19 protein-coding genes are annotated in these 22,768 nt (G+C 48.5%); 7 read left to right on the top strand and 12 right to left on the bottom strand.

Features of this window, described 5'->3' with window-relative positions:
* Nucleotides 1-5 precede the first annotated feature (5 nt).
* From BP95_RS0128805 to hemE, 5 genes are all read right to left on the bottom strand, one after another.
* Nucleotides 6-695, bottom strand: a complete 690-nt coding sequence (locus BP95_RS0128805; RefSeq protein WP_331281232.1) for a fumarylacetoacetate hydrolase family protein — start codon at nt 693-695, stop codon at nt 6-8.
* Nucleotides 696-741: 46 nt separating this feature from the next.
* Entirely contained in the window at nt 742-1,995 is a 1,254-nt protein-coding gene (locus BP95_RS0128800) for a CapA family protein (RefSeq protein WP_028533847.1), read from the bottom strand.
* 379 nt (nt 1,996-2,374) lie between these two features.
* The gene (hemG, locus tag BP95_RS31640) at nt 2,375-3,853 is read right to left on the bottom strand and encodes a protoporphyrinogen oxidase (RefSeq protein ID WP_021253263.1); all 1,479 of its coding nucleotides are present in this window, start codon (nt 3,851-3,853) and stop codon (nt 2,375-2,377) included.
* A gap of 26 nt (nt 3,854-3,879) precedes the next feature.
* Nucleotides 3,880-4,824, bottom strand: coding sequence for a ferrochelatase (hemH, locus tag BP95_RS0128790; RefSeq protein WP_021253264.1), 945 nt, complete (start codon nt 4,822-4,824; stop codon nt 3,880-3,882).
* Nucleotides 4,825-4,856: 32 nt separating this feature from the next.
* The gene (hemE, locus tag BP95_RS0128785; RefSeq protein WP_021253265.1) at nt 4,857-5,906 is read right to left on the bottom strand and encodes a uroporphyrinogen decarboxylase; all 1,050 of its coding nucleotides are present in this window, start codon (nt 5,904-5,906) and stop codon (nt 4,857-4,859) included.
* A gap of 319 nt (nt 5,907-6,225) precedes the next feature.
* On the opposite strand from hemE, the gene BP95_RS31635 reads away from it, so the two are divergent.
* The 4 genes from BP95_RS31635 (at nt 6,226) to BP95_RS0128765 (ending at nt 11,191) form a co-directional block, all read left to right on the top strand.
* Nucleotides 6,226-7,671: a spore germination protein gene (locus BP95_RS31635; RefSeq protein WP_021253266.1), complete on the top strand. Its 1,446-nt coding sequence runs from the start codon at nt 6,226-6,228 to the stop codon at nt 7,669-7,671.
* Nucleotides 7,641-8,765, top strand: coding sequence for a GerAB/ArcD/ProY family transporter (locus BP95_RS0128775; RefSeq protein ID WP_028533846.1), 1,125 nt, complete (start codon nt 7,641-7,643; stop codon nt 8,763-8,765). Before BP95_RS31635 ends, BP95_RS0128775 begins: the two co-directional genes overlap by 31 nt.
* 15 nt (nt 8,766-8,780) lie before the next feature.
* Nucleotides 8,781-9,860: a Ger(x)C family spore germination protein gene (locus tag BP95_RS0128770; RefSeq protein WP_028533845.1), complete on the top strand. Its 1,080-nt coding sequence runs from the start codon at nt 8,781-8,783 to the stop codon at nt 9,858-9,860.
* Between the two features lie 119 nt (nt 9,861-9,979).
* Entirely contained in the window at nt 9,980-11,191 is a 1,212-nt protein-coding gene (locus BP95_RS0128765; protein ID WP_021253269.1) for an MFS transporter, read from the top strand.
* A 143-nt stretch (nt 11,192-11,334) separates the two neighbouring features.
* On the opposite strand, the gene BP95_RS0128760 is transcribed toward BP95_RS0128765, so the two are convergent.
* Complete coding sequence (locus tag BP95_RS0128760) at nt 11,335-12,324, bottom strand: LacI family DNA-binding transcriptional regulator (RefSeq protein WP_021253270.1); 990 nt, start codon at nt 12,322-12,324, stop codon at nt 11,335-11,337.
* A gap of 243 nt (nt 12,325-12,567) precedes the next feature.
* On the opposite strand from BP95_RS0128760, the gene BP95_RS0128755 reads away from it, so the two are divergent.
* A complete protein-coding gene (locus tag BP95_RS0128755; protein ID WP_175460782.1) occupies nt 12,568-13,341 on the top strand; it encodes a Cof-type HAD-IIB family hydrolase in 774 nt (257 codons plus the stop codon).
* 76 nt (nt 13,342-13,417) lie between these two features.
* On the opposite strand, the gene BP95_RS0128750 is transcribed toward BP95_RS0128755, so the two are convergent.
* The 3 genes from BP95_RS0128750 to BP95_RS0128740 form a co-directional block, all read right to left on the bottom strand.
* The gene (locus BP95_RS0128750) at nt 13,418-14,758 is read right to left on the bottom strand and encodes a sodium-dependent transporter (protein WP_028533843.1); all 1,341 of its coding nucleotides are present in this window, start codon (nt 14,756-14,758) and stop codon (nt 13,418-13,420) included.
* 76 nt (nt 14,759-14,834) lie between these two features.
* A complete protein-coding gene (locus tag BP95_RS0128745) occupies nt 14,835-16,181 on the bottom strand; it encodes a sodium-dependent transporter (RefSeq protein WP_021253273.1) in 1,347 nt (448 codons plus the stop codon).
* A gap of 113 nt (nt 16,182-16,294) precedes the next feature.
* Nucleotides 16,295-16,930 carry an O-methyltransferase gene (locus BP95_RS0128740; protein ID WP_021253274.1) on the bottom strand — a complete coding sequence of 212 codons (636 nt, stop codon included), beginning with the start codon at nt 16,928-16,930 and terminating at the stop codon, nt 16,295-16,297.
* Nucleotides 16,931-17,012: 82 nt separating this feature from the next.
* Here BP95_RS0128740 and BP95_RS0128735 point away from each other — a divergent pair, with 82 nt between their 5' ends.
* Both BP95_RS0128735 and BP95_RS0128730 read left to right on the top strand, forming a co-directional pair.
* A complete protein-coding gene (locus tag BP95_RS0128735; protein ID WP_021253275.1) occupies nt 17,013-18,173 on the top strand; it encodes a THUMP domain-containing class I SAM-dependent RNA methyltransferase in 1,161 nt (386 codons plus the stop codon).
* A 247-nt stretch (nt 18,174-18,420) separates the two neighbouring features.
* Nucleotides 18,421-20,403, top strand: a complete 1,983-nt coding sequence (locus BP95_RS0128730; protein ID WP_081676836.1) for an LTA synthase family protein — start codon at nt 18,421-18,423, stop codon at nt 20,401-20,403.
* 101 nt (nt 20,404-20,504) lie between these two features.
* On the opposite strand, the gene BP95_RS0128725 is transcribed toward BP95_RS0128730, so the two are convergent.
* From BP95_RS0128725 to BP95_RS0128715, 3 genes are all read right to left on the bottom strand, one after another.
* Nucleotides 20,505-22,034, bottom strand: coding sequence for a glycine betaine uptake BCCT transporter (locus BP95_RS0128725; RefSeq protein WP_021253277.1), 1,530 nt, complete (start codon nt 22,032-22,034; stop codon nt 20,505-20,507).
* A 116-nt stretch (nt 22,035-22,150) separates the two neighbouring features.
* On the bottom strand, nt 22,151-22,432 hold the full coding sequence (locus BP95_RS0128720; protein ID WP_021253278.1) for a hypothetical protein: 282 nt from the start codon (nt 22,430-22,432) through the stop codon (nt 22,151-22,153).
* A gap of 106 nt (nt 22,433-22,538) precedes the next feature.
* Nucleotides 22,539-22,760, bottom strand: coding sequence for a YuzB family protein (locus BP95_RS0128715; RefSeq protein ID WP_021253279.1), 222 nt, complete (start codon nt 22,758-22,760; stop codon nt 22,539-22,541).
* Nucleotides 22,761-22,768: the final 8 nt, after the last annotated feature.

Raw genomic sequence — 22,768 nt, 5'->3', positions numbered from 1 at the left:
TACCATCACCGCTCAACAGGAGGCTTGGCTGTAATGCGACAGCTGCCAACCGATTCTTCGCCAAGTTTAAGCACCAATTCATCATTCTCTTCTATCGGCCCTACACCGGCTGGTGTGCCTGTGAAGATGACGTCGCCTGCACCAAGCCCATAATGCTCGGCAATGTGGTTGATAAGCACATCGATAGAGAACAGCATGTCCCGTGCTGTACCGGATTGAACAGTTTCTCCATTGCGTAGAAGGCTGAATGACGAATCGAGCAATGCACCAGTTCCTGGATACGGAAGGAAGTGTGTAATCGGAGCAGAATTCAGCACCCCCTTCGCCGCCATCCACGGATGACCTTTGCGTTTCAACACATCCTGAACATCACGCAGCGTAAAATCAATGCCCAGCGCATAGCCATCAACTGCCTCATCTGCAGTCATGCCTGGCTGCACGGTTGTTCCGATATGCAGGACAAGCTCTAACTCATGGTGAACGGCTCCAAGATGCAGCGGAAGGGGCAGCAGTGTCCCCTCTGCTACGCTATGAACCGCATGAGATGGCTTCATAAATACCATTGGCTCTTGCGGAACCTCGTTGCCAAGCTCGGCAGCATGCATGCGGTAATTACGGCCAATGCAATACACATTACGAATATTAGAAGGATCTATCTCTCCTGTAAATTGCGACTTTACTGGATTCATGTTCATCCGTTTCTCCCCCACTTCATATGCCATTCATTATGATAAGTATAAGCTATGATTTCTTCCGAATGTTCCCGCCCTGATCGATCTGGACGCCCGGGGATATTTCCTGCACCCGCTTCATTAGCTTCTGCCCTCGTTCACCTTCGAGTGGGATAGCTTGCCCTACGTTTGTAAAGAACGGGGTCATCTTAAGCTCGCACTTCCCATCCTTCTTGCATTCCGCTTGAAGCGCCATCGTTTCCCAGGTTTTTGGGTTTTCTGCTTGCGTAAAAATAAAGTTGCCCATTGAGTATGCAATCCAGCTGTTTTTTTGCTGCTCGAAGCCCTGCACGACATGGGGATGGCCGCCAACGATGAGGTCTGCTCCGGAATCCACGAACAGCTTCGCCAGCTCCTTCTGCTTCGCATTCGGCTCGTCCGTCCGTTCTTCTCCCCAATGTGCAATCACGACAACAATATCCGCTTCCTTCTTGGCGGACTTGATTGCTTCTGCCGCCCGCTCCTTCGTCCCTTCATAGGTTGTTGCTACTCCAGGCTTGTTCTTCCACGCATACCAGGTGTCGTCCGGAATGACTCGACTAAGTCCCAAGAATGCCAATTTAATGCCATTGCGCTCTACAATATGCGGCGTATAGGCTTCTTTGGAATTGCTTCCAGCTCCTATGTAAGCAATGTTAGCAGATTTTAATGCTTTAAATGTATCAAGCAGCCCTTCTTCACCTTGATCCATCGAATGATTATTGGCCAAATTGACAATATCGATTCCCGCCTCAGCCATTGCCTGTGCCATCTTCGGAGACGATTTGTATACAAACAGTTTGTTGTCTGCTGGAGAACCACCAGTCGTGAGCGGTGTCTCCAAATTTCCAATCGCAAGATCCGCATCCTGCAGCAGTGACTTCGCATAATAATAAGGGAAGTCATACCCTTTATCCTTCACAACATCCTCAACGCGACCTGACATCATCATGTCACCTACGAAGGCTAGACGAACTGTCGGCTCCTTCTTATCATCCGGCACTGCTGTTGAATCATCCGCATTGGCATCCTTAGGATCCTTCGAGTCATCCGCACCTTCTGCGGTCTGATCTTGTCCGTCTGTCCCTGACTTATCTCCGACAGGAGCTGTTATTCCATCCTGTGCTTCCGTTCCACCCAAATCGAACAACTTCCCCTGCAATGCAAACAGCGCCGCTGCAATGATGATGATACCTAGAACACTGTATCCCCATACAGCTTTCCGCTTCCTGTTCTGGCGCTGCTCTCGCTGCTGCTTGTGACGTTCCGTTCTTGATAGCTCCATAAGCCCTCCTTCGTATCTTCATTTTTTGTATGGTTAGATCCAATACATGCTAATTCTATTATAACAAGGGTACGATAGCCTCGGCAAAGAAGCATTTTCAACTCCCTCTACTCTGCCTATACCCAAACGAAGAACGAATGAACTACAATCTAAGTCCAACCAGTTCCAGTTCCAGTTCTAGTTCTAGTTCCAGCAGATGTTAGTCAGTCTCATGGGCAAACATCTATCTTTTTGCACCAATTTGCACCGCATGAACAATACAAAAAAGAGGCCGTGTTCATACACGACCTCCTAATTATCACGATCTATTTATATACGTACGATATCGCACTCATTTTATCATGGCAGTATGTCAGGAACTGCAAGCTTCTGCAAACGTTCAGGCCATGCTGCTCGCACATGCTGTCGGCATGCCGTTCTCTGAAGCAGTCTCAGCTAAGATTGCAACGGACTGTTCACCCGCCATTCGCCCACTGTGAATACAGTCTGGCATTCCAACCCCTTCATAGGGTTGACCCGCAAGAAATACACCTGGCAATTGAGTGCCAACTGACGCGCGCAGCTTCTGAATCGCCTGCACATGTCCTACCGGATATTGCGGCATCGAGTGCTTCAGTCTCGTAACCTCTACGAACTCCGGCTCGGATGTAATTCCCATAAGGTCTCGCAATTCATTGCGAACCGTGCGCTTCAGCGCTTCATCCGGCCAGTCGACACGCTCCTCATCTCCCGCTCGCCCAATGTAGCAGCGAACGATAAGCTTATCCCCTCTTGAAGTATGGGGCCACTTGATCGATGTCCACGTGCAAGCCGTTATGGCTCGCTTCTCTTTGCGCGAGATGAGGAAGCCAGTTCCATCCATCGGCTTGTTTACCACACTGCGTTCGAATACACTGACAACATTGGCAACCGATACATGTTCAATCGCCCGTAGTGCAGATGTATCCACATGTCCCTCTAAGAAGGTCGAAGCATGGTACGATGGTGTTGTGACCACGATTGAGGACGTCTCTATCTGGCTCCCATCATGGAGATGGATGCGATAGCGGCCATCTTCCATCTTCTCGAATCGGTCAGCACTCACGCCCAATTGAACATTCACCTTCAATTCTCGCAGGACATCCTCCAAGCGCTCAACAAGTGAGGTTAGTCCGCTGCGGAACGTTAAGAAGGTGGAGCCTCTTGCCACATCCGGCAATCCAGGGAGATTCTGTCCAGCCTTCCGGCTTGCCATCATTCCCTTGATAAGACTACCATACTTCCGCTCCACTTCAGCAAATTGCGGGAACGTCTGCTGCAAGCTCAACTTGCTCATATCACCTGCATAAATACCGGCAAGCAGCGGCTCTGCAATGTGCTCCATCACTTCATGACCTAATCGCCGCTCCAAGAATGAGCCTAGCGACTCATCCTCAGTCGACATACGCGGCTTCTTGAACAAATCCATCAACGCTCGCAGTTTGCCCATGACAGAAATAAGGCCTGTCTTCGCGAATGGAGTAAGCTCAGTAGGAATTCCAAGAATAAGGCCTGGCGGCATGCGATGCATAACCCCCCGCCTTACAATGTATGTCTTCTTGGCATGTGGATTCGTAGCTACAAGCTCCGTCTCCAGTCCGAGATCGCGTGCTAAATCGATCATCGGCATCTTACGGGCGAGAAAGGAATCCGGGCCCTTCTCGATAACACATCCATCCTTGCGCAAGGTCTCGATCTTGCCTCCAAGTCGTGTTGCTTGCTCAATGATAGTTATATTCAGAGTTCGTCCGTTCTCTTCCGCCTTCTTTGCCGCGTAGTAGGCAGCGGACAACCCCGTTATTCCCCCGCCGATGATGACCAGATCCCGCGAACAGTTCATGTTACGCCCCTTCTTTCTCTAGCTCCCTATTGATCCAATTTCATAATCGTGTCGGCCAATACCGACATGAATTGTGGATCGTCGTTCAACATGCGAATGCGCTTGAAGCCAAGCTGCAAGTTCTGTGCATTCTGAAGTGCTTCAATGTCCAAATCATACAGGACTTCCAAATGATCGGATACGAATCCGATCGGTGCGGACAGCACCCACTTGGTTCCCTCGTCCGCAACAGTGGACAGCGTGTCTAATATATCTGGGCCAAGCCATGGTGTTGCAGTCTGGCCTGCACTTTGCCATGTAAAGCGCCATTGGCTATCCTTCAACCCACACTGCTTGGCTATAGCTGCAGCTGTTGCATTCAATTCATCTGGATATGGATCGTTCATCTCCAGTATTCGTGCCGGCAAGCTGTGGGCACTGAACAGCACCTCAACCGCTCCACGATCCACTCCTTCTTGTACGAATGCATCCAGCTGCTCATTCACTCGCTTCGCAAGCGCATCAATAAGTTCCGGATGCAGATGATAGCTATTCACACATTTCATCCGGATACCGTGCTTCTCCGCCTCTTCCTGAGCACGTTTATTGTAGCTGCCGACACTCATCACGGAGTAATGCGGAGCCAGTACAATACTGACGGCCTCCGTAATACCATCGTGCGCCATTGCTGCTACGCCGTCTTCTATATAAGGATGAACATGCTTCAACCCTTGATAGCACATATACTGTACATTTGTATTTTCCGTGAGTCGATCCAAAGCAAGCTGCAAGCCAGCGACTTGGCGATCCGTATGCTCACGAAGTGGAAATACACCGCCTACAATTGCTTCATAGCGCTCTTGTAGTTCAGCAAGCTGCTCGGCAGAAGGCGGATTTCCTCTCCGGATGTGCGTGTAATAGGGTTCGATTTCTTCCATGCTGCGTGGTGTCCCGTAAGACATGACGAGGACGCCTACTCTTCTCTTACTCATGCGCCACCTCCATCGTGATTTACTGCCATGTTCTATTTACGAGAAGCAATGGCTTCAGCCGAGTACGAGTGAACAAATTCCGTTAATTGCTTCAACTTGTCTAGCGATGCCTCTGGGAATAGTCCGTGTCCAAGGTTGAATATATAACCTGGCTCCTTCACGCCTTCGTCTATAATATGAGCCGCTTCACGTTGAATAATGTCCATCGGACCGGTCAGCAGATAAGGATCAAGATTGCCTTGCACCGCATATTTGCCAGCCAAGCGCTTGCGACCTTCTGCAATCGACACACGCCAATCCAGTCCGATCACATCAGCCTTCAGCTCATGCAAATACGGCAGCAGCTCACCTGAGCTAACGCCTGGGAAGTAGATGCTTGGCACACCCAAATCAGATAATTCAGAATATATCCGTTCCATAACAGGGAGGACATATCTCACGTAATCACGTGGCGACAAGGAGCCCACCCAGCTGTCAAATAACTGGAATGCCTTGCCCCCATTCGCAATCTGAGCACGAATATAGCGAATAACCATATCGCCCAGCTTGTCCATAAGAGCGAACCATACTTCCGGCGCTTCATACATCATCGTCTTCGTCCGAATATAGGACTTCGATGGCCGTCCCTCAATGAGATAGCTCGCAATCGTGAACGGTGCTCCCGTAAATGTAATCAACGGTACGTTCAGCTCCGCGTCCAGTATCCGAATTGTCTCGAGAATATGCCCAAGATCTCCTTCTGGATCAACTGGCTTCAAGCGCTCAACATCCTTAGCAGTGCGGATCGGATTATGAATAACTGGACCAACCTGCGCTACAATATCGAAATCAATACCCATCGATGCGACTGGATTCATGATGTCTGAGTAGAGGATAGCAGCATCGACACCAAGCTTCTTCACTGGCATCATCGTTACTTCCGCAGCCAAGTCTGGCTGGCGGCATATTTCAAGTAAGCTGTACTTCTCCTTAATCTTGCGATACTCCGGATCATAGCGACCCGCCTGGCGCATATACCATACTGGCAAGCGATCTACGGATTGTTTGCGGCATGCGCGGATAAAACGATCATTATAAGTCATAGATACCCTCCGAACGAACGGTATTGTGCAAATTGTTACAACCTGACGCTTCCATTATGCCCGTTTTCCAGAACGACCACAACCAGACCATCTCTCGAAGCTATGACAATCTGTTGACAATCGACGTCCGGAAATGAACAGACTTTGACATTTTATCATACATGCCCCTCCTTTGCCGATATTCCACCACTTCTCTGCATTCATTCTGCGTATTCAAATTTGAACATGGACACATTCGAGACAACCTTATCCTCATAAAATTTATAATGTTGCACATCATATGCTCATGGATTAGGGACACATAGGAGGGACAGCACTTATGGACTGGCTTCAGCAGCTCAATGACGCATTTCATGATTGCGATGACTTAACCGTGCGTTCTTATGGTGACGGAGAAGTAACGCTATATTACTTTGATCGCCTACTTGATGGAAGGCAATTTCAACAAATTGTGACCTCTTTCTTCGAGGATAATCCAACGGATGTGAGCATTATGCGAATGTTGTCCACATGGCAAGCCGTCAATGAGCCTAGCCCAGCAGCAAGCGAACGCTGCTTCATCACTTCCGTATTGGAAGGTCAGATTGGTGCGGTATACCGTTCAAAACTGTATACCGTTGCCTCTGGAGGCGCCCCGACTAGACCCGTTGGCGTTACAGAGCGAGAAACCTTAATCACGGGCCCACACGACGCCTTCATCGAAGATGCGTGCACCAACATCGCTCTCTTGCGCCAGCGTTTGCGCACAACTCACCTCAAAGTGAAGCAAATAGACATCGGACACAAATGTACTCAATACGTTTACCTGGTTTACTTGGAAGGGAAAGTGGATAAGTCTGCACTTGAAGAAATCAATCGCCGACTGCAGTTCCTTCAAATGGATGAAGTGATGGATGGAAATACAGTTGCTAAACATTTGGAGAATTCGCCGTACTCATTTTTCCCACAGTGGTACGATACAGAACGGCCTGATGCAATTGCTAGTTGTCTCTCGCTTGGCAAAATCGCGCTAATTACGGATAACAGCCCTTCCGTGATGGCGGCTCCTGCACGTTTCTTGGAATTTTTCGCATCAACAGGGGATGCATATGAGAGATGGCATTTTAGCGTATTTATCCGCTTTCTGCGTTTAGCTGCCTTCATGCTTTCTATTATGTTTAGTGCTTTTTATGTGGCGGTTACAACCTATCACTATCAATTCATTCCGGCTACGTTGCTGAAGACCATTGTTAGTTCACGCTCGTCTGTTCCCTTTGACCCGATGATTGAGGCGCTGCTGATGGAATTTGTCATCGAGCTGCTTCGAGAAGCAGGAGTGCGGCTGCCGACGAAGATTGGACAGACTATCGGTATCGTAGGCGGTCTCGTTATTGGACAAGCCGTTGTTCAAGCTGGACTAGCCGGGAATGTACTTATCGTCTCTGTTGCGGCCGGAGCGTTGTCCTCCTTCATCGTGCCGAATTATACCATGGAGACCTCACTGCGCCTGCTGCGCTTTGTTGCGATTCTGTTAGCCGGCTTCCTTGGCTACTTCGGGCTGATGGTGTTCTTCATCGTCTTCATTGTGCACCTATGCCATCTGCGCAGTATCAATCGGGAGTATATCTACTTAAATGGAGTGCCCTTTTATATGTTCTTGACCCGATCCCTAATGCCGCAATCTGTGGCGCACCCAGCAACTGATGTTGTGGCGGGTGACGGAAGTAAACATGAGATGAAATCGGAGGTGCAGTCTTGTCACCAACATGCAAAGCCTGGGGAGTAGGTATTCTCATCTATATGGCACAGCGCGGGGTTATGTTTTTTCAATTGCCTAACCTTATGGCACAGCAATTTGGAACGAACAGCTGGATTATGATTCCGGTTTTTTACTTACTGTCTCTGCTTCACATTATCGTGATGTACTATGGGATGCGAAGACAAGAATTTCGATCCATCCCTCAGCTCATAACGGAGCAGCTGCCTAAGTATGTGGCTATCCCTCTTCTCACCTTTATTGGCATCCAGTTCATTAGTATCGTGTATATTGTGATTCACTCCTACACCCTTGTATTTCAATATACGAACGATACTTCTGTGAGCATTAATACACTGAGCTTAATCGTATTGGGGACGGCGTTATATTGTGCATGGCTCGGCCCTTATACGATGTCCAAAGCTTCTATTATTTTTCTGGCGCTGACATGCTGGTCTATCGGATTGGAGCTGTTGCAGTTCACCGATTTCCAGATTGCAAGACTTACACCATTTATCTTTTATCAAGCCCAGCCAACAGCAAAAGGCATCGGAGAAATCATGAGTTCGTTCTTCGGGTTTGAGCTATTAATGATGATGGCTCCGCTGCTGGATAACAGGACGAAATGGTTCCGATCCGTGCTCCTATTCAATGGATTCGTAGCTGCCTACTATCTCATGTACTGCTTGCTAGTCCAGGGCATGCTTCCGCTGCATCAATCCAGTACAATGCGATATCCGGTGCTTCGACTATACGGCGGCTCCCGATTGACAGCATTAGAGAACATTACCGACTTGCTATTTATTTTCATGATGTTCTCAGCTGTTGTCTCTGCCGCGATGTACATATGGAGCGCCTCGCGAGCCATCATGCAATATCAGTTGCAGGAATGCAAACGGCCAGTATTCCTTCTTTTAGGACTGTTGTGTGCGCTGCTTCTGCTTGCTCCCGTTTCAGTTGAACAGTTCAACATTGTTAACGAGATCATCGCTTACGGAGACTGGATTCTTATTTTCACCCTCATTATGCTGTATTGGATACTACCAGTCCGGAATGATAAGACGCGCTCTGCCATGCAGCACGAAGATACGTCCATGCACGAATCCGCCTGCCCGCAGCCGTGAACTGGAGGTTATCACATGAAGATTATACCCACTAGAAAGCTTGTCTTGACTGGGATCATTTTGAGTACCTGGATTGCAACAACCGGATGCCAGCAGAAGATTATTGTCAATGAGGCTGGTTTCATTCAGACGATTACCGTCGACACCGGAACGAAACAGCCCTACGAATATGGCATCAGCTTTCCTCAAGAAGCCAATGGAAAAAAGTCAATCATATGGAACTCGATTTTGGAAGCACCGGACTTCCAAGGAGCGATGAATCATTTCAATTTATTGACGCAATCTCAGCTCGTGGTTGGACAATTACGCAACATCTTATTCGGCGAAGAGGTCGGGAAACAAACGGTGAATGCCATTCGACATCTCGTCTATGATTCGAAGTTCCCGCTCACTTCTAACCTGCTCATGGTACGGGGCAAGGCGAACTCTATCCTCCAAGCACCGAAGGAAGAGCTGAACCTGCCACTATATCAATTGCTGATGAAGCTTCACAAAAACAAAAATTTAACCTTGTCCTCGCTCTTCAACTTTATCCGAGATGATCTGGATGACGGAATTGAGCCTATCTGTTCGATTGCGAGGTTTGATAATAATAATGTATCTATTCATGGAATGGCATTATTCCGTAATGGAAATTGGGTAGCTACCATACCTGAGGAGGATGTCAACTTCATGCTTACTATGCGTCATAACCGGATGACTGCCCCACTGTATATCGCTGAGAAGCATCTTAACACCACCCAGCCGCTTATTATTGAGAACGCTCAAGTCAGAAGGGAAATTCGAGTCCTTCGAACAGATCCCCATCCGGAGGTGGAAATCGTGCTTACCATTAAAGGAGCCACCACCTCTTCATTGAACGAGCTCGGCAACAATAAAGTCGGCACTTCAACAAACATTGCCAAAGAGCTTCAGCGCAAGTATGAGCAAGTCATTCACTTTCTGCAGGAGAATCGGACAGATTGCCTCGGAGTAGGCATGCATGTGCGCAATAAAATCGGGTATCCCGCTTATAAAGGGGAAGAATGGCCGGAGCGATTTGCGAAATCCAACATACGGTGCACAGTTAGTTTCACGAAAATTAACGAGGTGTAAGATTGATTGGCACGACACCATTCAATATGACAACATTGTTATAGTACAATATGGTATACTGATACCAGTTGCTGGCACATCGGACGGACCGTGACCTAAGAAAGTGGTGAACAGGATATATGCAGCAATGGAAACTAAATCTCATCATTTTATGGTTCGGTTCATTTCTTGCCATGGCGGGAATGACCATGGTAACACCGTTTCTCGCTTTATATTTGCAGCATGATATCGGGCTAACCGATACCCATCAAATCGCACTCTGGTCGGGTTTTATATTTGCTGCGAACTTCTTCACTTCATTCATCTTCCAGCCAATCTGGGGGAAATTTGCCGACAAGTACGGTCGTAAAGTAATGCTGCTCCGCTCTGGATTCGGAATGGCGGCAGTAACCGCGTTAATGGGGCTAGCGCAGACACCTTGGCACCTCCTGCTGCTGCGCATGCTGAACGGAACCATTTCCGGGTTCAACCCTGCCGCCGTTGCCCTCGTATCGTCAACGACACCGAAGGAACGAATGGGCTTCGCAATGGGTGTGCTTCAATCCGGCGTCGTTGCCGGATCTATCTTGGGTCCACTGATTGGCGGCGTTCTAGCCGATTGGGTCGGATATCGCCCTATCTTCTACATTACAGGCACCTTGCTCTTCCTCGCGACCTTGCTGACGATGTTCATGGTGAAGGAATCATTCGACCGCGAGAAGGCAACCGACGCAGCCGAAAAGTCTGTACTCGAGGGCTTCAAGGAATTGGCTCGCATCCCGCAATTGAAGTCGTTATTGGCTGTAACCTTCCTACTTCAATTTGCAATGCTAAGCCCCATGTCGCTGCTTCCGCTCTATGTACAAGAGCTGCATGGGTCACAGAAAGATCTTGCGCTGCTCGCGGGCATTGTCAGTGCGGTTACCGGGCTATCCAATATGATATGCTCGCCGATACTCGGGAAGCTTAGTGATAGGATCGGGTCGCATCGCATCTTGACCGTCTGTCTTATTGGTGCAGCCTGCTCCTTAATCCCTCAGGCATTCGTCAATCAAGTATGGCAGCTTGCTGCCGTACGATTCGTGCTTGGCATATTTATGGGAGGTCTTCTCCCTTCCGTCAACTCGCTTATTCGCAAATATACGCCTGACGGAATGGAAAGCCGAGCTTACAGCTTCAACAGCAGCACACTGGCACTAGGCAATATGGTTGGGCCAATCGTCGGAGGATTGGTCTCCGGCGTGATCGGAATAGAGGGAATCTTTATTATGTCGGGAGCGTTATTGCTTATCAATACTGTGTGGACTCGCTTCTCGTTGTACGGCAGTACACGTGCACAAGTCCGTCCGTAGTGTTAGCGAAGCACGTGTTCCATTTGAGTAGTCGTTCATAAGCAGTTCAAGAATAGGTCACAGCAGCATGCCAGTTACCTCAATAGGCTTCAGACATAACGAGAATATCGCCAACAAGACCCAGGGATGCCCTAGGTCTTGTTCTATATTAGACTCGCCACCGAGCTTCGCTCTACGAACTCAAAACGCATAATATGCTGCTCTGGCATCGCTTCTGGCTGCATTATGCGGGTATAGCAAGCCTGGAACATGGCAGCACCAGCCTCTTCGTTGCGATAATCAATCGAAGTTACGCCGATTACTGCCGCCATAGGGAAGTTCTCACAGCTTATCAGGGACAGATGTTCCGGTACATAAATGTCCCGCTTCCTTCCCTCCAATATAATCCCAGCCGCAACTTCATCGCCAGAAGCAATAATAGCGGTCGGACGATTATCCATGGCAATCCACCTCTGCAGCACCTCAGCCCCATGCTGTATATTACTGCTTCGATAGAACATCCAATCCTCATCAGGTGTTACACCAACATCCCGCAGGGCATCCATATAGGCCTGCAAGCGGATTGAACTATTGTAGCTATACTCCCTACAGACTGATATTCCGATATGTCGATGACCTTTATCGATTAGATAGCGCATGGCATAGCTGTAGCTTCCATAGTAATCGAAGCTGATCGAGCTGATCGGGCGATTGCCAGCATGCTCTAACGACACAATCGGCCCATAGTGTGCGTACTCCTCAATCGTATCCCATGATAAATCCTTCGATACAATAATCAGTCCATCAATTTGTCTACGCTTCAACATATGAAGCGCGCGCAGCTCTTCTTCCTCGTTATAATCCGTTTGAAAAAATACGAGGTTATATTTATGTTTCAGCGCTTCATCTGCCAATCCCGTCATGAAACTGGAGAAGAAAGGCATATCCATGCACGGGAGGAGGATGCCAATCATCTGTGTTCTCCCTTTGACTAGATGAACCGCATTGAAATTTTGACTGTAATCAAGCTGCTCGACCACCTGCATGACGGCCTCACGCTTCTCCTGACTCACATAGGGATGATTGTTCAATACACGGGAGACCGTGGTGACGGATACCCCCGATAGCTCCGCAATCTGCTTAATATTCGCCATATACGTAATCCCCCTCATTCATCCATCGCACTCTTTATTATAACGCATGGTAACCGTTGTCTGAAAAAAAGTAAAAAAAGCTTGCTATGAAATGCATTTCATCTGTTACGTTATAGCTGTAGCCGTTATCTGCTGGCGTAACCGATGCATGTGATGAAGCACGTACAGCATTGCTTCGTCTCATGGAAGAGGGCGTTACGGCAGAACGGCTCGCAGCCGAGCAGCATGAAGAAGGAGAGAGAAATGATGACAAGAAGCATCGTATTTTTTGACATAGACGGAACATTATTGAATGAACAGAAGCGGATCGATCCTTCTACGAAGCAGGCTATCACACAGCTCCAGCAGTCCGGCATATATACAGCGATTGCAACCGGCCGCTGTCCTGCATCCTTCAAGTGGGTATGCGAGGAGCTCAATATCCAATCCTTCGTGTCCATGAACGGACAGTATGTCGTCTTTGAAGGACAAGTTATCCATGATAATCCGATTCCAGCTGCTGAAGTTGACCGCTTAACCACAATGGCTGACGAGCGCAACCATCCTCTCGTCTATTTGCAGGCAGATGCCATGCAGAAGTCCATGAAGCAGAATACATTTACCGAGGCGCTGAAGCAGTTCCAAATCGACCGGCTGCCGATCCGGCAGGCCAGTGATTCGAATAAGCCCGTGTACCAAATTTTACTATTCTGCAATGAGCAGGATGGAATGGAATACGCCGCACACTTCCCTGATTATCAGCAGCATCGCTGGCATACCCACGCAGTAGACTTTCTACATGCCGAAACAACAAAAGCTGTTGGGCTGCAAAAGATGATCGAGCATGCCGGATTTTCTCGGGAGCATTGCTATGCTTTTGGCGACGGCACGAACGATATTGAAATGCTACAATTCGTTGGCACTGGTGTGGCGATGGGGAACGCATCCGATGATATTCAGATGCATGCTAATTATGTAACATCCTCAAATAATGAAGACGGAATTCGGAATGGTCTGCAAGCAATTGGTCTCATTTAGCACATATATGAACGAACAACCCTCCGGCCTGCATGCTGGAGGGTTGTTCGTTCTGTTCTTACGTTACTATGATTTCTTATACAATGTGCAGCAGGTTCAAGAATACGAGCAGAATGACTATCGGAATGACATAACGCAGCAGCATCACATATAGGGCAAGCCCCTTCTGCCACCATGCTGCTTCTGTACGGAACTCCTCCTTCAACCGATCCTTAGGGAACCGATAGCCGACGAATAATGCGATTAGCAGTACGCCGAGCGGCATCAAAATATTCGTTACTGCGTAGTCAGCAGCTTCGAAGATCGTCAAGCCGAATAGCTGAACTTCGGACAGTACGCCGAAGGACAACGCAGAAGGCACACCAGCCAAAAAGATCAAGATACCGAACAGCACACTTAGCCGTTTCCGATTGATTTTATTCCCGCGCGAGAAGCCCGACACCAAGATTTCCAACATCGAAAATGCGGAAGTCAATGCCGCGAATAAGAATAGCGCCAAGAATAACGTAATAAAAATTCCGCCGTAAGGCATTTGCTCGAACAGTGCTGGAAGCGTGCCAAACAGCAGACCTGGACCTTCCTGCGGCTTCATCCCCAATGCGAACAACGCTGGAAAAATCGCGATTCCCGCCATAATCGAAGTCAACACGTTCAAGCTAACGACCGACGTCGCAGATTTCACCAACGACTCCTTCTTGTTCAGGTAAGAGCTGTATGTGACCATAACAGATACACCGACACTGAGGCAGAAGAAGGACTGTCCGAGCGCATTCAGAACAGCTTGTCCGGTCAGCTTGCTGAAGTCTGGCATAAGGAAGTACTCAAGCCCTTCCGTCATGCCCGGAAGTGTCAGCGATCGAAGAATGAGGACAAGAAACAGGATGAACAGCCCTGGCATCAAGATGCGGCTTGCTCGCTCAATGCCTGACTTAATCCCTTGACCGACGACGACAATCGTAATCAGCATGAAGGATAGCTGCGCCATGACTGCAGTCCATGGATTGGAGACTGTCTGCGCAAACAGCTCATCATAATTTCTGCCTTCTACGAGCAATCCCCCTACAATACCACGGGCCAAATACAGTAGAATCCAGCCGCCTACTACACTGTAGAAGGAGAGCAGCAGGAAACAAGTTCCCATCCCTAAATATCCTGTCCAATGCCAACGCGTGCCCGGCGCAATTTCTTTATATGCACCGATTGCTTCCTTGCCTGTTCCACGACCGATCACAAATTCTGCAATGAGCAGCGGCAAGCCAATGCCTAATGTAAAAATAAGAAACAGAAGTAAAAATGCCCCGCCACCGCTAGTGGCGACGACATTCGGGAACTTCCATATCGCTCCGAGGCCAATGGCCGATCCCGCCGAGGCCAATATAAATCCAATCTTCGAAGTCCACTGCTCATTACCCTTCATGAATTCCTCCTGCAACCGTTCTTTCTCGTTGTCATCATCTCATCTTGCTTGTTGCCTAATCTGTGATTGTTGTACCTTAGAACGGAAGCCAATTCATTCCGTGCAAAAACACAATACCTACGATAATTGGCAGAACGTAGCGCAGCAGCACTACATATAACATTAGACCCTTATGCCACATTGATGGCATTGTGCTCCATTCTTCCTTCAATCGCTCCCGAGGGTATCGGAAGCCGACAAATAAGGAAATAAGCAGTACCCCTAGTGGAAGCATCACATTCGTTACTGCGAAGTCTGCCCACTCGAATACATTCTTGTTCAACCATGTCAGCTCGCTGCCTATTCCGAACGACAGTGCAGATGGCACGCCGAGCACGAAAATAATCGTTCCAAACAACCAGCACATTCGCTTTCTACGTACCGCATCATGATGCGAGAAGGCAGCGACAACGATCTCAAGCAGCGAGAACGCTGATGTTAATGTTGCGAACAGGAACAAAGCGAGGAAGACCGCTATAAATACACTGCCGTACGGAAGCTGCTCAAATACATTTGGCAAAGTCACGAACAGCAACCCAGGCCCGTCCACTGGCTTCATCCCCAACGCGAACAATGCAGGGAAGATGGCGATTCCCGCCATGAATGAGGTCATCACATTTAGGCCAACGACAGATAGTGCAGGCTTGCCAAGCGATTCCCCTTTCTTCAAATAGGAGCTGTAGGTCACCATACAAGATCCGCCTACGCTCAAGCAGAAGAACGACTGCCCTAGTGCATTCAGCAGCGCTTCCGAGGACAGCTTGCTGAAGTCAGGCTTCAAAAAGTATACAATACCTTCATACATTCCAGGCAGCGTCAAGGAACGCACAATCAGCACCAGAAACAACACGAACAATCCTGGCATTAATATACGGCTTGCACGCTCGATGCCCGCCGTTACCCCTTTGGACACGACGATAATCGTCAACAGCATAAAGGCGCCCTGTGACAGCACCGCAAACCACGGATCTGCTGAGGTTTGCGAGAATAACTGCCCATAATCACGTCCGTTCTCCAGCAATGTGCCGCTAATTGAACGAAGAAAATAAAGTACAATCCACCCGCCTACTACACTATAAAAGGATAGCAGCAGCGAGCATGTTGCCATCCCGAGATATCCGATCCAGTGCCAACGGCTGTTCGGCGCCAGATCACGATAAGCGGACACGGCTTCCTTGCCTGTTCCACGACCGATAAAAAATTCGGCAAGGAGCAGCGGGAGACCGATACCGAATGTAAACAAGATAAATACAAGAAAGAAGGCTCCGCCGCCGCTCGTTGCGACTACATTTGGAAACTTCCATATTGCCCCGAGACCAATAGCGGCTCCGGCAGAAGCCAGTATGAATCCTAGCTTGGACGTCCATTGTTCTCCCGATTTCATATCATGATCCATCCTTCATTGTCGAGTTGCCGTCACATATTATAACATAAGAAGGAACGGCTTCACGCATGATTTTAGGGCTTCGGCTGCGGAATTCATACACCAAATTACGGTTATCGAACAATCGCGAGCGCCAAGCCGTCATAGGCAGGCAGCAGCGTGCTGATCAGGCGTTCATCCTGAGCAATTCTCTTATTGAAGAGACGCATAGCCTGTACAGCTGGCCCTTGCTTGGATTCATCGAGGGTGCGTCCACGCAGCATCAAGTTATCTCCTGCAATAATGGCGCCCGGTCTAGCCAGCCGTATTGCATACTCCAAGTAGTTTGGGTAGTTTCCTTTGTCCGCATCAATAAAGAAGAAGTCAAATCTTGCCTGCTCCTTCTCTAGCTCAGCCAAGGCGTTCATCGCTTCACCGACTCTATATTCCACTTGACTTCCATATCCCGCTTCTGTCAAGTTGTTCTTGGCAATATCCGCATAATCCTGACGCAATTCAAGCGATACCAGCTTGCCGTCTGACGGCATTCCGCGAAGCAGACAGCAGCCGCTATAGCCGCCCAGGGCTCCAATTTCCAGTACATCCTTGCCCCCTGACATACTTACAAGCATGGTCAGCAATCTTCCGTACCCTTCGTGTACGGATATATCAGGCAAGCCATGTTGCCGAATATTTTCCTTAATCCTCTCTAATTCATGATCCTTCTTATAGAGCTGTTCCAAATATGTTTCAACCGCTTCATTAGACATTTTCACAACCTCCTGCTTTTTATGATATGATGAATGCCATATGAGTACAAGTCAGACGAGAAAACGGAGTTGAATGAGAACAATGAATCGACCTTGGTCGTTAATCGCAACTACGCCGATGGGGCTGGAATCCGTCGTCGCACGCGAATTGCAGCAACTAGGATATGAAACCCAAACCGAGAACGGACGCGTCAATTTCACTGGCGGCCCGCTGGATGTGTGCCGCGCCAATTTATGGCTGCGCTCCGCGGATCGCATACTAATTAAGATGGGACAATTCCCTGCCCGCACCTTCGATGAGCTATTTGAAGGAACCAAGGCCATTGACTGGCATGATTGGATTCCGGCTCACGGCGAATTCCCGGTTGATGGACGCTCACACAAATCCCAGCTGTCAAGTGTGCCTGCCTGCCAAGGCATCGTGAAGAAGGCGGTTGTTGATAAATTAAAGCAGCAGTACCATATTGAGTGGTTTGAGGAAACAGGGCCGTTATACCGGATTGAGGTATCCCTGCTTAACGATATCGCTACCATTACATTAGACACAACAGGGCCTGGACTCCATAAGCGTGGGTATCGCAAGCAGCTGACTGGGAAAGCCCCGCTCAAAGAAACAATGGCCGCTGCACTTGTTCAGCTTAGCCGCTGGAATCCAGAGCGGCCGCTGTATGACCCATTCTGCGGCTCCGGCACACTGCTCATCGAAGCAGCTATGATTGGATGGAATGTAGCTCCCGGACTTCGCCGCACCTTCTCCAGTGAAGCATGGTCCGTCATCGGCGAATCATACTGGGAAGAAGCACGAGATGAAGCATTCGATGCTGTTCGGGACGATATTGAACTGCAGATCATGGGCTCTGACATTGATCCGGAAGCGATTCGCCTAGCTGAAGCAGCAGCGAAAAGCGCAGGCTTCGGTCGTGAGATCCAGTTCCGTGTTGCACCGGTTGCACAGGCTAAGCCTACCGGAGATTACGGCGTCATATTGACGAACCCGCCGTACGGGGAACGCTTAAGTGAGCAGGAGGAAGTCGACCGCATGATCCGCCAGCTCGGCTTCGTCTATAAGACGCTTCCGACATGGTCGATGTTCGTCATCAGTCCAAACCGCCAGTTCGAACATCGAATCGGCGATCCAGCAACGAAGCGCCGCAAGCTGTTCAACGGCAATATCGAATGCCAGTTTTATCAATACATGGGCCCGCTCCCACCACGCAAGCCGCGTCCGGAGCAACAGTCTTAATTTTAATTGGAGGCCGCCTCTATCCAATCGAGTTGTACGTCACTCGATTAGGATGGGGCGGCCTTTTTTTATCGAATCCATCGGATAGAAACGTTGACGAAAATACCTCCATTTTTAAATAATTGGTAAATATATAAACGAAGTCCACTACTGTAACAGGTACCTTCTTTTTCAATTATTACATTATCGTAAAATCTGGTATGATGAAGATTGTTTGAATAAGTAGAAGTACAGAAAGGATGGAAGTATGAATTCGTCTATGTATGGCTCGTACCACAACTCAAGCCGTCGTCTTTCTTTCTCGTCCATATTCGGACGATTCGATATGGTATGGTTCATTGTCTTCATGATGTGGAAGCTGTTTTGGTTCGATCGAACGCTATCGATTCCCTATATGACAATGACCACGCCCGACTTTTTCGTCGCACTTGGCGCTGTTATCCTTATCGCCGGTTGGACGTTCTGGCTGTCCAAGCGCTGGCGTACAATAGTACTGCTTGTGCTCAATGTACTACTTACAATTCTTATCTTTTCCGACTTGGTATACTTTCGCTATTTTCAAGACTTCATCACAGTACCGGTGCTGCTGCAAGCTGGACAAGTAAGCTCGCTTGGCGACAGTATCGCATCCTTGATCCATATCAGGGACATCTGGCTATTCATCGATTGGATCATCGTTATTCCATTGACGATCATGTATTTCAGAGTACTGTCCAAGGAACGCCGGGAACATCGGAGTGGATACTCGATTAGCAGTGAACGGCGCCGTCGACCGGCATGGGTGAGTCGCTTAATCACCTATATTCTTAGCCTTGTCATAGGCGCATTCATGATGGCTGTGCCGATACATCAAGCAACGACAACATGGGCATCCGGCGTCTTCTCGAGCAATTGGTGGAATGCTTCCATCTATAACATAACAGGGCTGTTCGGATTTCATGGGTATGATGTGTACCGCTATGCGGAATTGAAATGGTTCGGCGGAAATAAGCTTAGCGAAGAAGAACTGGATAAGGCGCAGCATTGGTTCGACGATCACCGTGCGAAGCTGCAAGGCCCACCTGCCTCTTTCGGCAAATATAAGGGCAGCAATGTCATTATTGTACAGGCAGAAGCTTTTGAGAATTTTGTCATCGGCAAGTCCTTCAACGGACAAGAGATTACACCGAATTTGAACAAACTGCTGAAGGAAAGCATGTACTTTAGTCGTTTCTCCCATCAAACCGGACAAGGACGGACATCAGATGCAGACTTTGGAGTGAACGCAAGCCTTCACCCATTACCAACCGGGTCTGTCTTTATCCGTTATCCAGATCAAACGTATGATTCGCTGCCATCTATTCTGAAATCGTCAGGATATTCCACTGGTGCGTATCATGCCTATGATGCGGGGTTCTGGAATCGATATATTATGTACAGCAATATGGGGTACGACACCTTTATGAGCCGTACCGATTATAAGATAGACGAGCCGCTTGGGTGGTCACTTGGTGATAAGTCATTCCTGCACCAATCCGTAGCGCACATGGCTGACGGCAAATCTCCATTCTATAGCTTCCTTATTACGTTGACCAGCCATCATCCGTACAAGCTGCCAGCAGATAAACAGGAGCTGAATGTCGAGCCATATCAGGACACGATCTTTGGCGACTATTTGCAGGCTATCCATTATGTAGATGCAGCACTGGGCGAAATGATTGAAGATTTGAAGCAGCGCGGTCTATGGGATAAGACAATTTGGATGATGTACGGGGATCATGATAATTCGATTGAAGATCGCGAACCGCTTGCTCGCATGCTTGGACATGAGATCAGTGATTTCGATATGCTTGAAATGAAAAACCAAGTGCCACTTATCGTGCACTTGCCTGATGGAGCAAATGCGGGTACCTATGATACCGTGAGCGGTCAGCTAGATGTTGAGCCGACGCTCTTGCATTGGCTCGGAATCGATGCAAGCGATAAGCACCTCATGGGGCAAAATCTGCTGAACTCAGCAAGTCGCTTAGTCGTCTTCCGTAATGGCTCATTCACAAACGGCAATATATATTATGTACCGTCTGCTGACGGACTGCTCGAACACGGTACCTGCTATGATTATGGGACACGCCAGCCAACTGATGTAGCTGCGTGCCAGCCATTCGCGGCAGAAGCGCAGAACCGACTTCACATCTCAGATCAGATCATTATGAACAACGCAATTCAACAATTGCGTGAACGCAAGAAATAAAATAAACAACGAAAAGAGCCGCTGCATCATCGCAAGCGGCTCTTCTTATATCTTCTTGCTGACCGTGAACCAAGGTGTACAGACATCATGTAGTGCAGTGTTTACAGTAAATCCTCCTGCTCCAACAGCTTATCAACCTTGCGCCGTCTGCGCTTCTCCTTCAAGCGGTAGTCCCGCTCCTCTTTGCGAAGCGCCTTCGTTATGGACAGACACATCCCGAGCAGAATGACGGCAAATGGCAGGGCTGTAAGAATGGATGCGGTCTGCAATGCCTCCAAGCCGCCTCCGAGCAGCAGGACAACTGCGATAAGGGACTGGAATAAACCCCATGCAATTTTAATCAGCGCACTTGGATTCGGATTCCCGTTCGTCGACATCATGCCGAGCACGAAGGTTGCGGAATCTGCTGATGTAACGAAGAAGGTAATAATCAGCAGCGTCGCCAGAATGGCAATATAACTTCCAAACGGCAGAGCATCCAGTGTTACAAACAATGCTGACGTAATGTCCGCTTTGACCGACTCTACGATTGGGAGTCCATCGAACATTTCCAACTTCAGACCCGTAGCACCGAATACCGAGAACCAAATAAAGCTGAATCCACTTGGCAACAGCATCGTTCCTAGTACGAATTCCTTAATCGTTCTCCCCCTGGAGACACGCGCAATAAAGGAACCGACAAATGGCGCCCACGCTATCCACCACGACCAATAGAACAAGGTCCAGCTTGCTACCCAGGAATCTTCTGTGAACGGCGTCAGCCGCAAACTCATCTGAATAATATTTTGCAAGTAACCGCCAAGCGTCGTCGTAAAGGAATCAAAAATAAAGGATGTTGGACCCAGCAGCAAAGTGAACAAGAGCAAGCCTAACGCAATAAGTAAATTCGTATTGCTGAGAATACGAATTCCCTTGTCCAGTCCCGACACTGCAGAAGCAAGGAACAACACCGTTACAATCGCAATAATGATGACCTGCACCGTTGCATTGCTCGGAATACCGAATGTGTGGGCAAGTCCACCATTAATTTGCATCGCACCGAGACCTAGCGATGTTGCTACCCCGAAGGCCGTTGCAATAATCGCCAATATGTCGATCGTCTTACCGATCGGCCCCTTTACCCGATCGCCAAGCAATGGCTCAAAAGTCCAACTGATCAAGCCATTATGGCCTTTTCGGAACGTAAAATAAGCGATTCCCAGCGAGACGAGCGTATAAATGCCCCAAGGATGCAATCCCCAATGGAAGAAGGAATAGCGCAGCGCTTCATTCGCAGCACCAGGCGTCATCCCTTTCAGCGTTGGCGGATTTATGTAATGGCTGATGGGTTCGGCCACCCCCCAGAATACGAGCCCGATCCCCATGCCTGCACTGAACAGCATGGCGAACCAAGAAATATTGGAGTATTCCGGATCATCATCATCATTGCCTAGTGTAATATGTCCAAACTTGCCAAATGCAAGATAAAGACAGAATACTAAAATGATTAGCGCCGTAATCAGGTAGAACCATCCAAACCGCTCTGTCGTAAATGACAAGGCTGCGCTAGATTGCGTGGATAAGCTCTCCGGGGACAGGAAACCCCAAATAACAAACGCTAAAATAACTACTACTGATATACCAAATACCATAACCTCACTCCCAGATGCTAAGACTTGATGTCGGCGATGGAAGGGCAAAAAAATCCCAGACATAGTCCGGGACAAGAACAAATATCATGACGATAAAAGACATAAATTGCGTGCACCTATCCCTCAAAGGAATCCAGTTGGTCTGCACCAATGGAATTCAACCGGGATTGCTCCGCTGCAAGCATTTCTTCAGCTAATTGGACCGGATGTGGATTATCGCTGTCTGCGGCCTGTAGTACGGCACGCTCAGCGTGTTGAAGAGATTGCTCCGCCTGATAGACGGATTGGTCCGAAGGATGTGACATTGCTTGAGATACAGCGTTGTGCGCTGTCTTGACTGCGTTCTGCGCTTGCGAAATCGGGTTTTGCGATTGCAAGCTTGAGTCATATTTGGACATGCTGCGAGCCTCCTGCGCCAGAGTATGGACTTTTCCCAACAGAGAGTAGTTGTCTCCAACGATTAGGATATCGCTTCGCAGCTTTTTCTATGCGGTTAAAAACTTACTATTTCACAAAAGGCTTCGCCTTCTCGATAGCTTCATCCTCCGTCGGAGCGATTACGTATCGTCCGTTGATAAAGATGAACACTCGCTTGGCACAATGCCCACAGTATGACTTACAGCCAATCTTGATATCCGCTTCCGGATCTAGACCTTTGACTTTCGGCAAAAAAGTCTTCATTTTGATATGCCGACATTTATCACAAATACGAATATCGTTCGCCATTGTTCTTC

It is taken from the genome of Paenibacillus sp. UNC217MF, assembly GCF_000686865.1.
GTDB lineage: Bacteria > Bacillota > Bacilli > Paenibacillales > Paenibacillaceae > Paenibacillus_B > Paenibacillus_B suaedae.
This window is presented reverse-complemented; position numbering and strand designations above follow the sequence as displayed.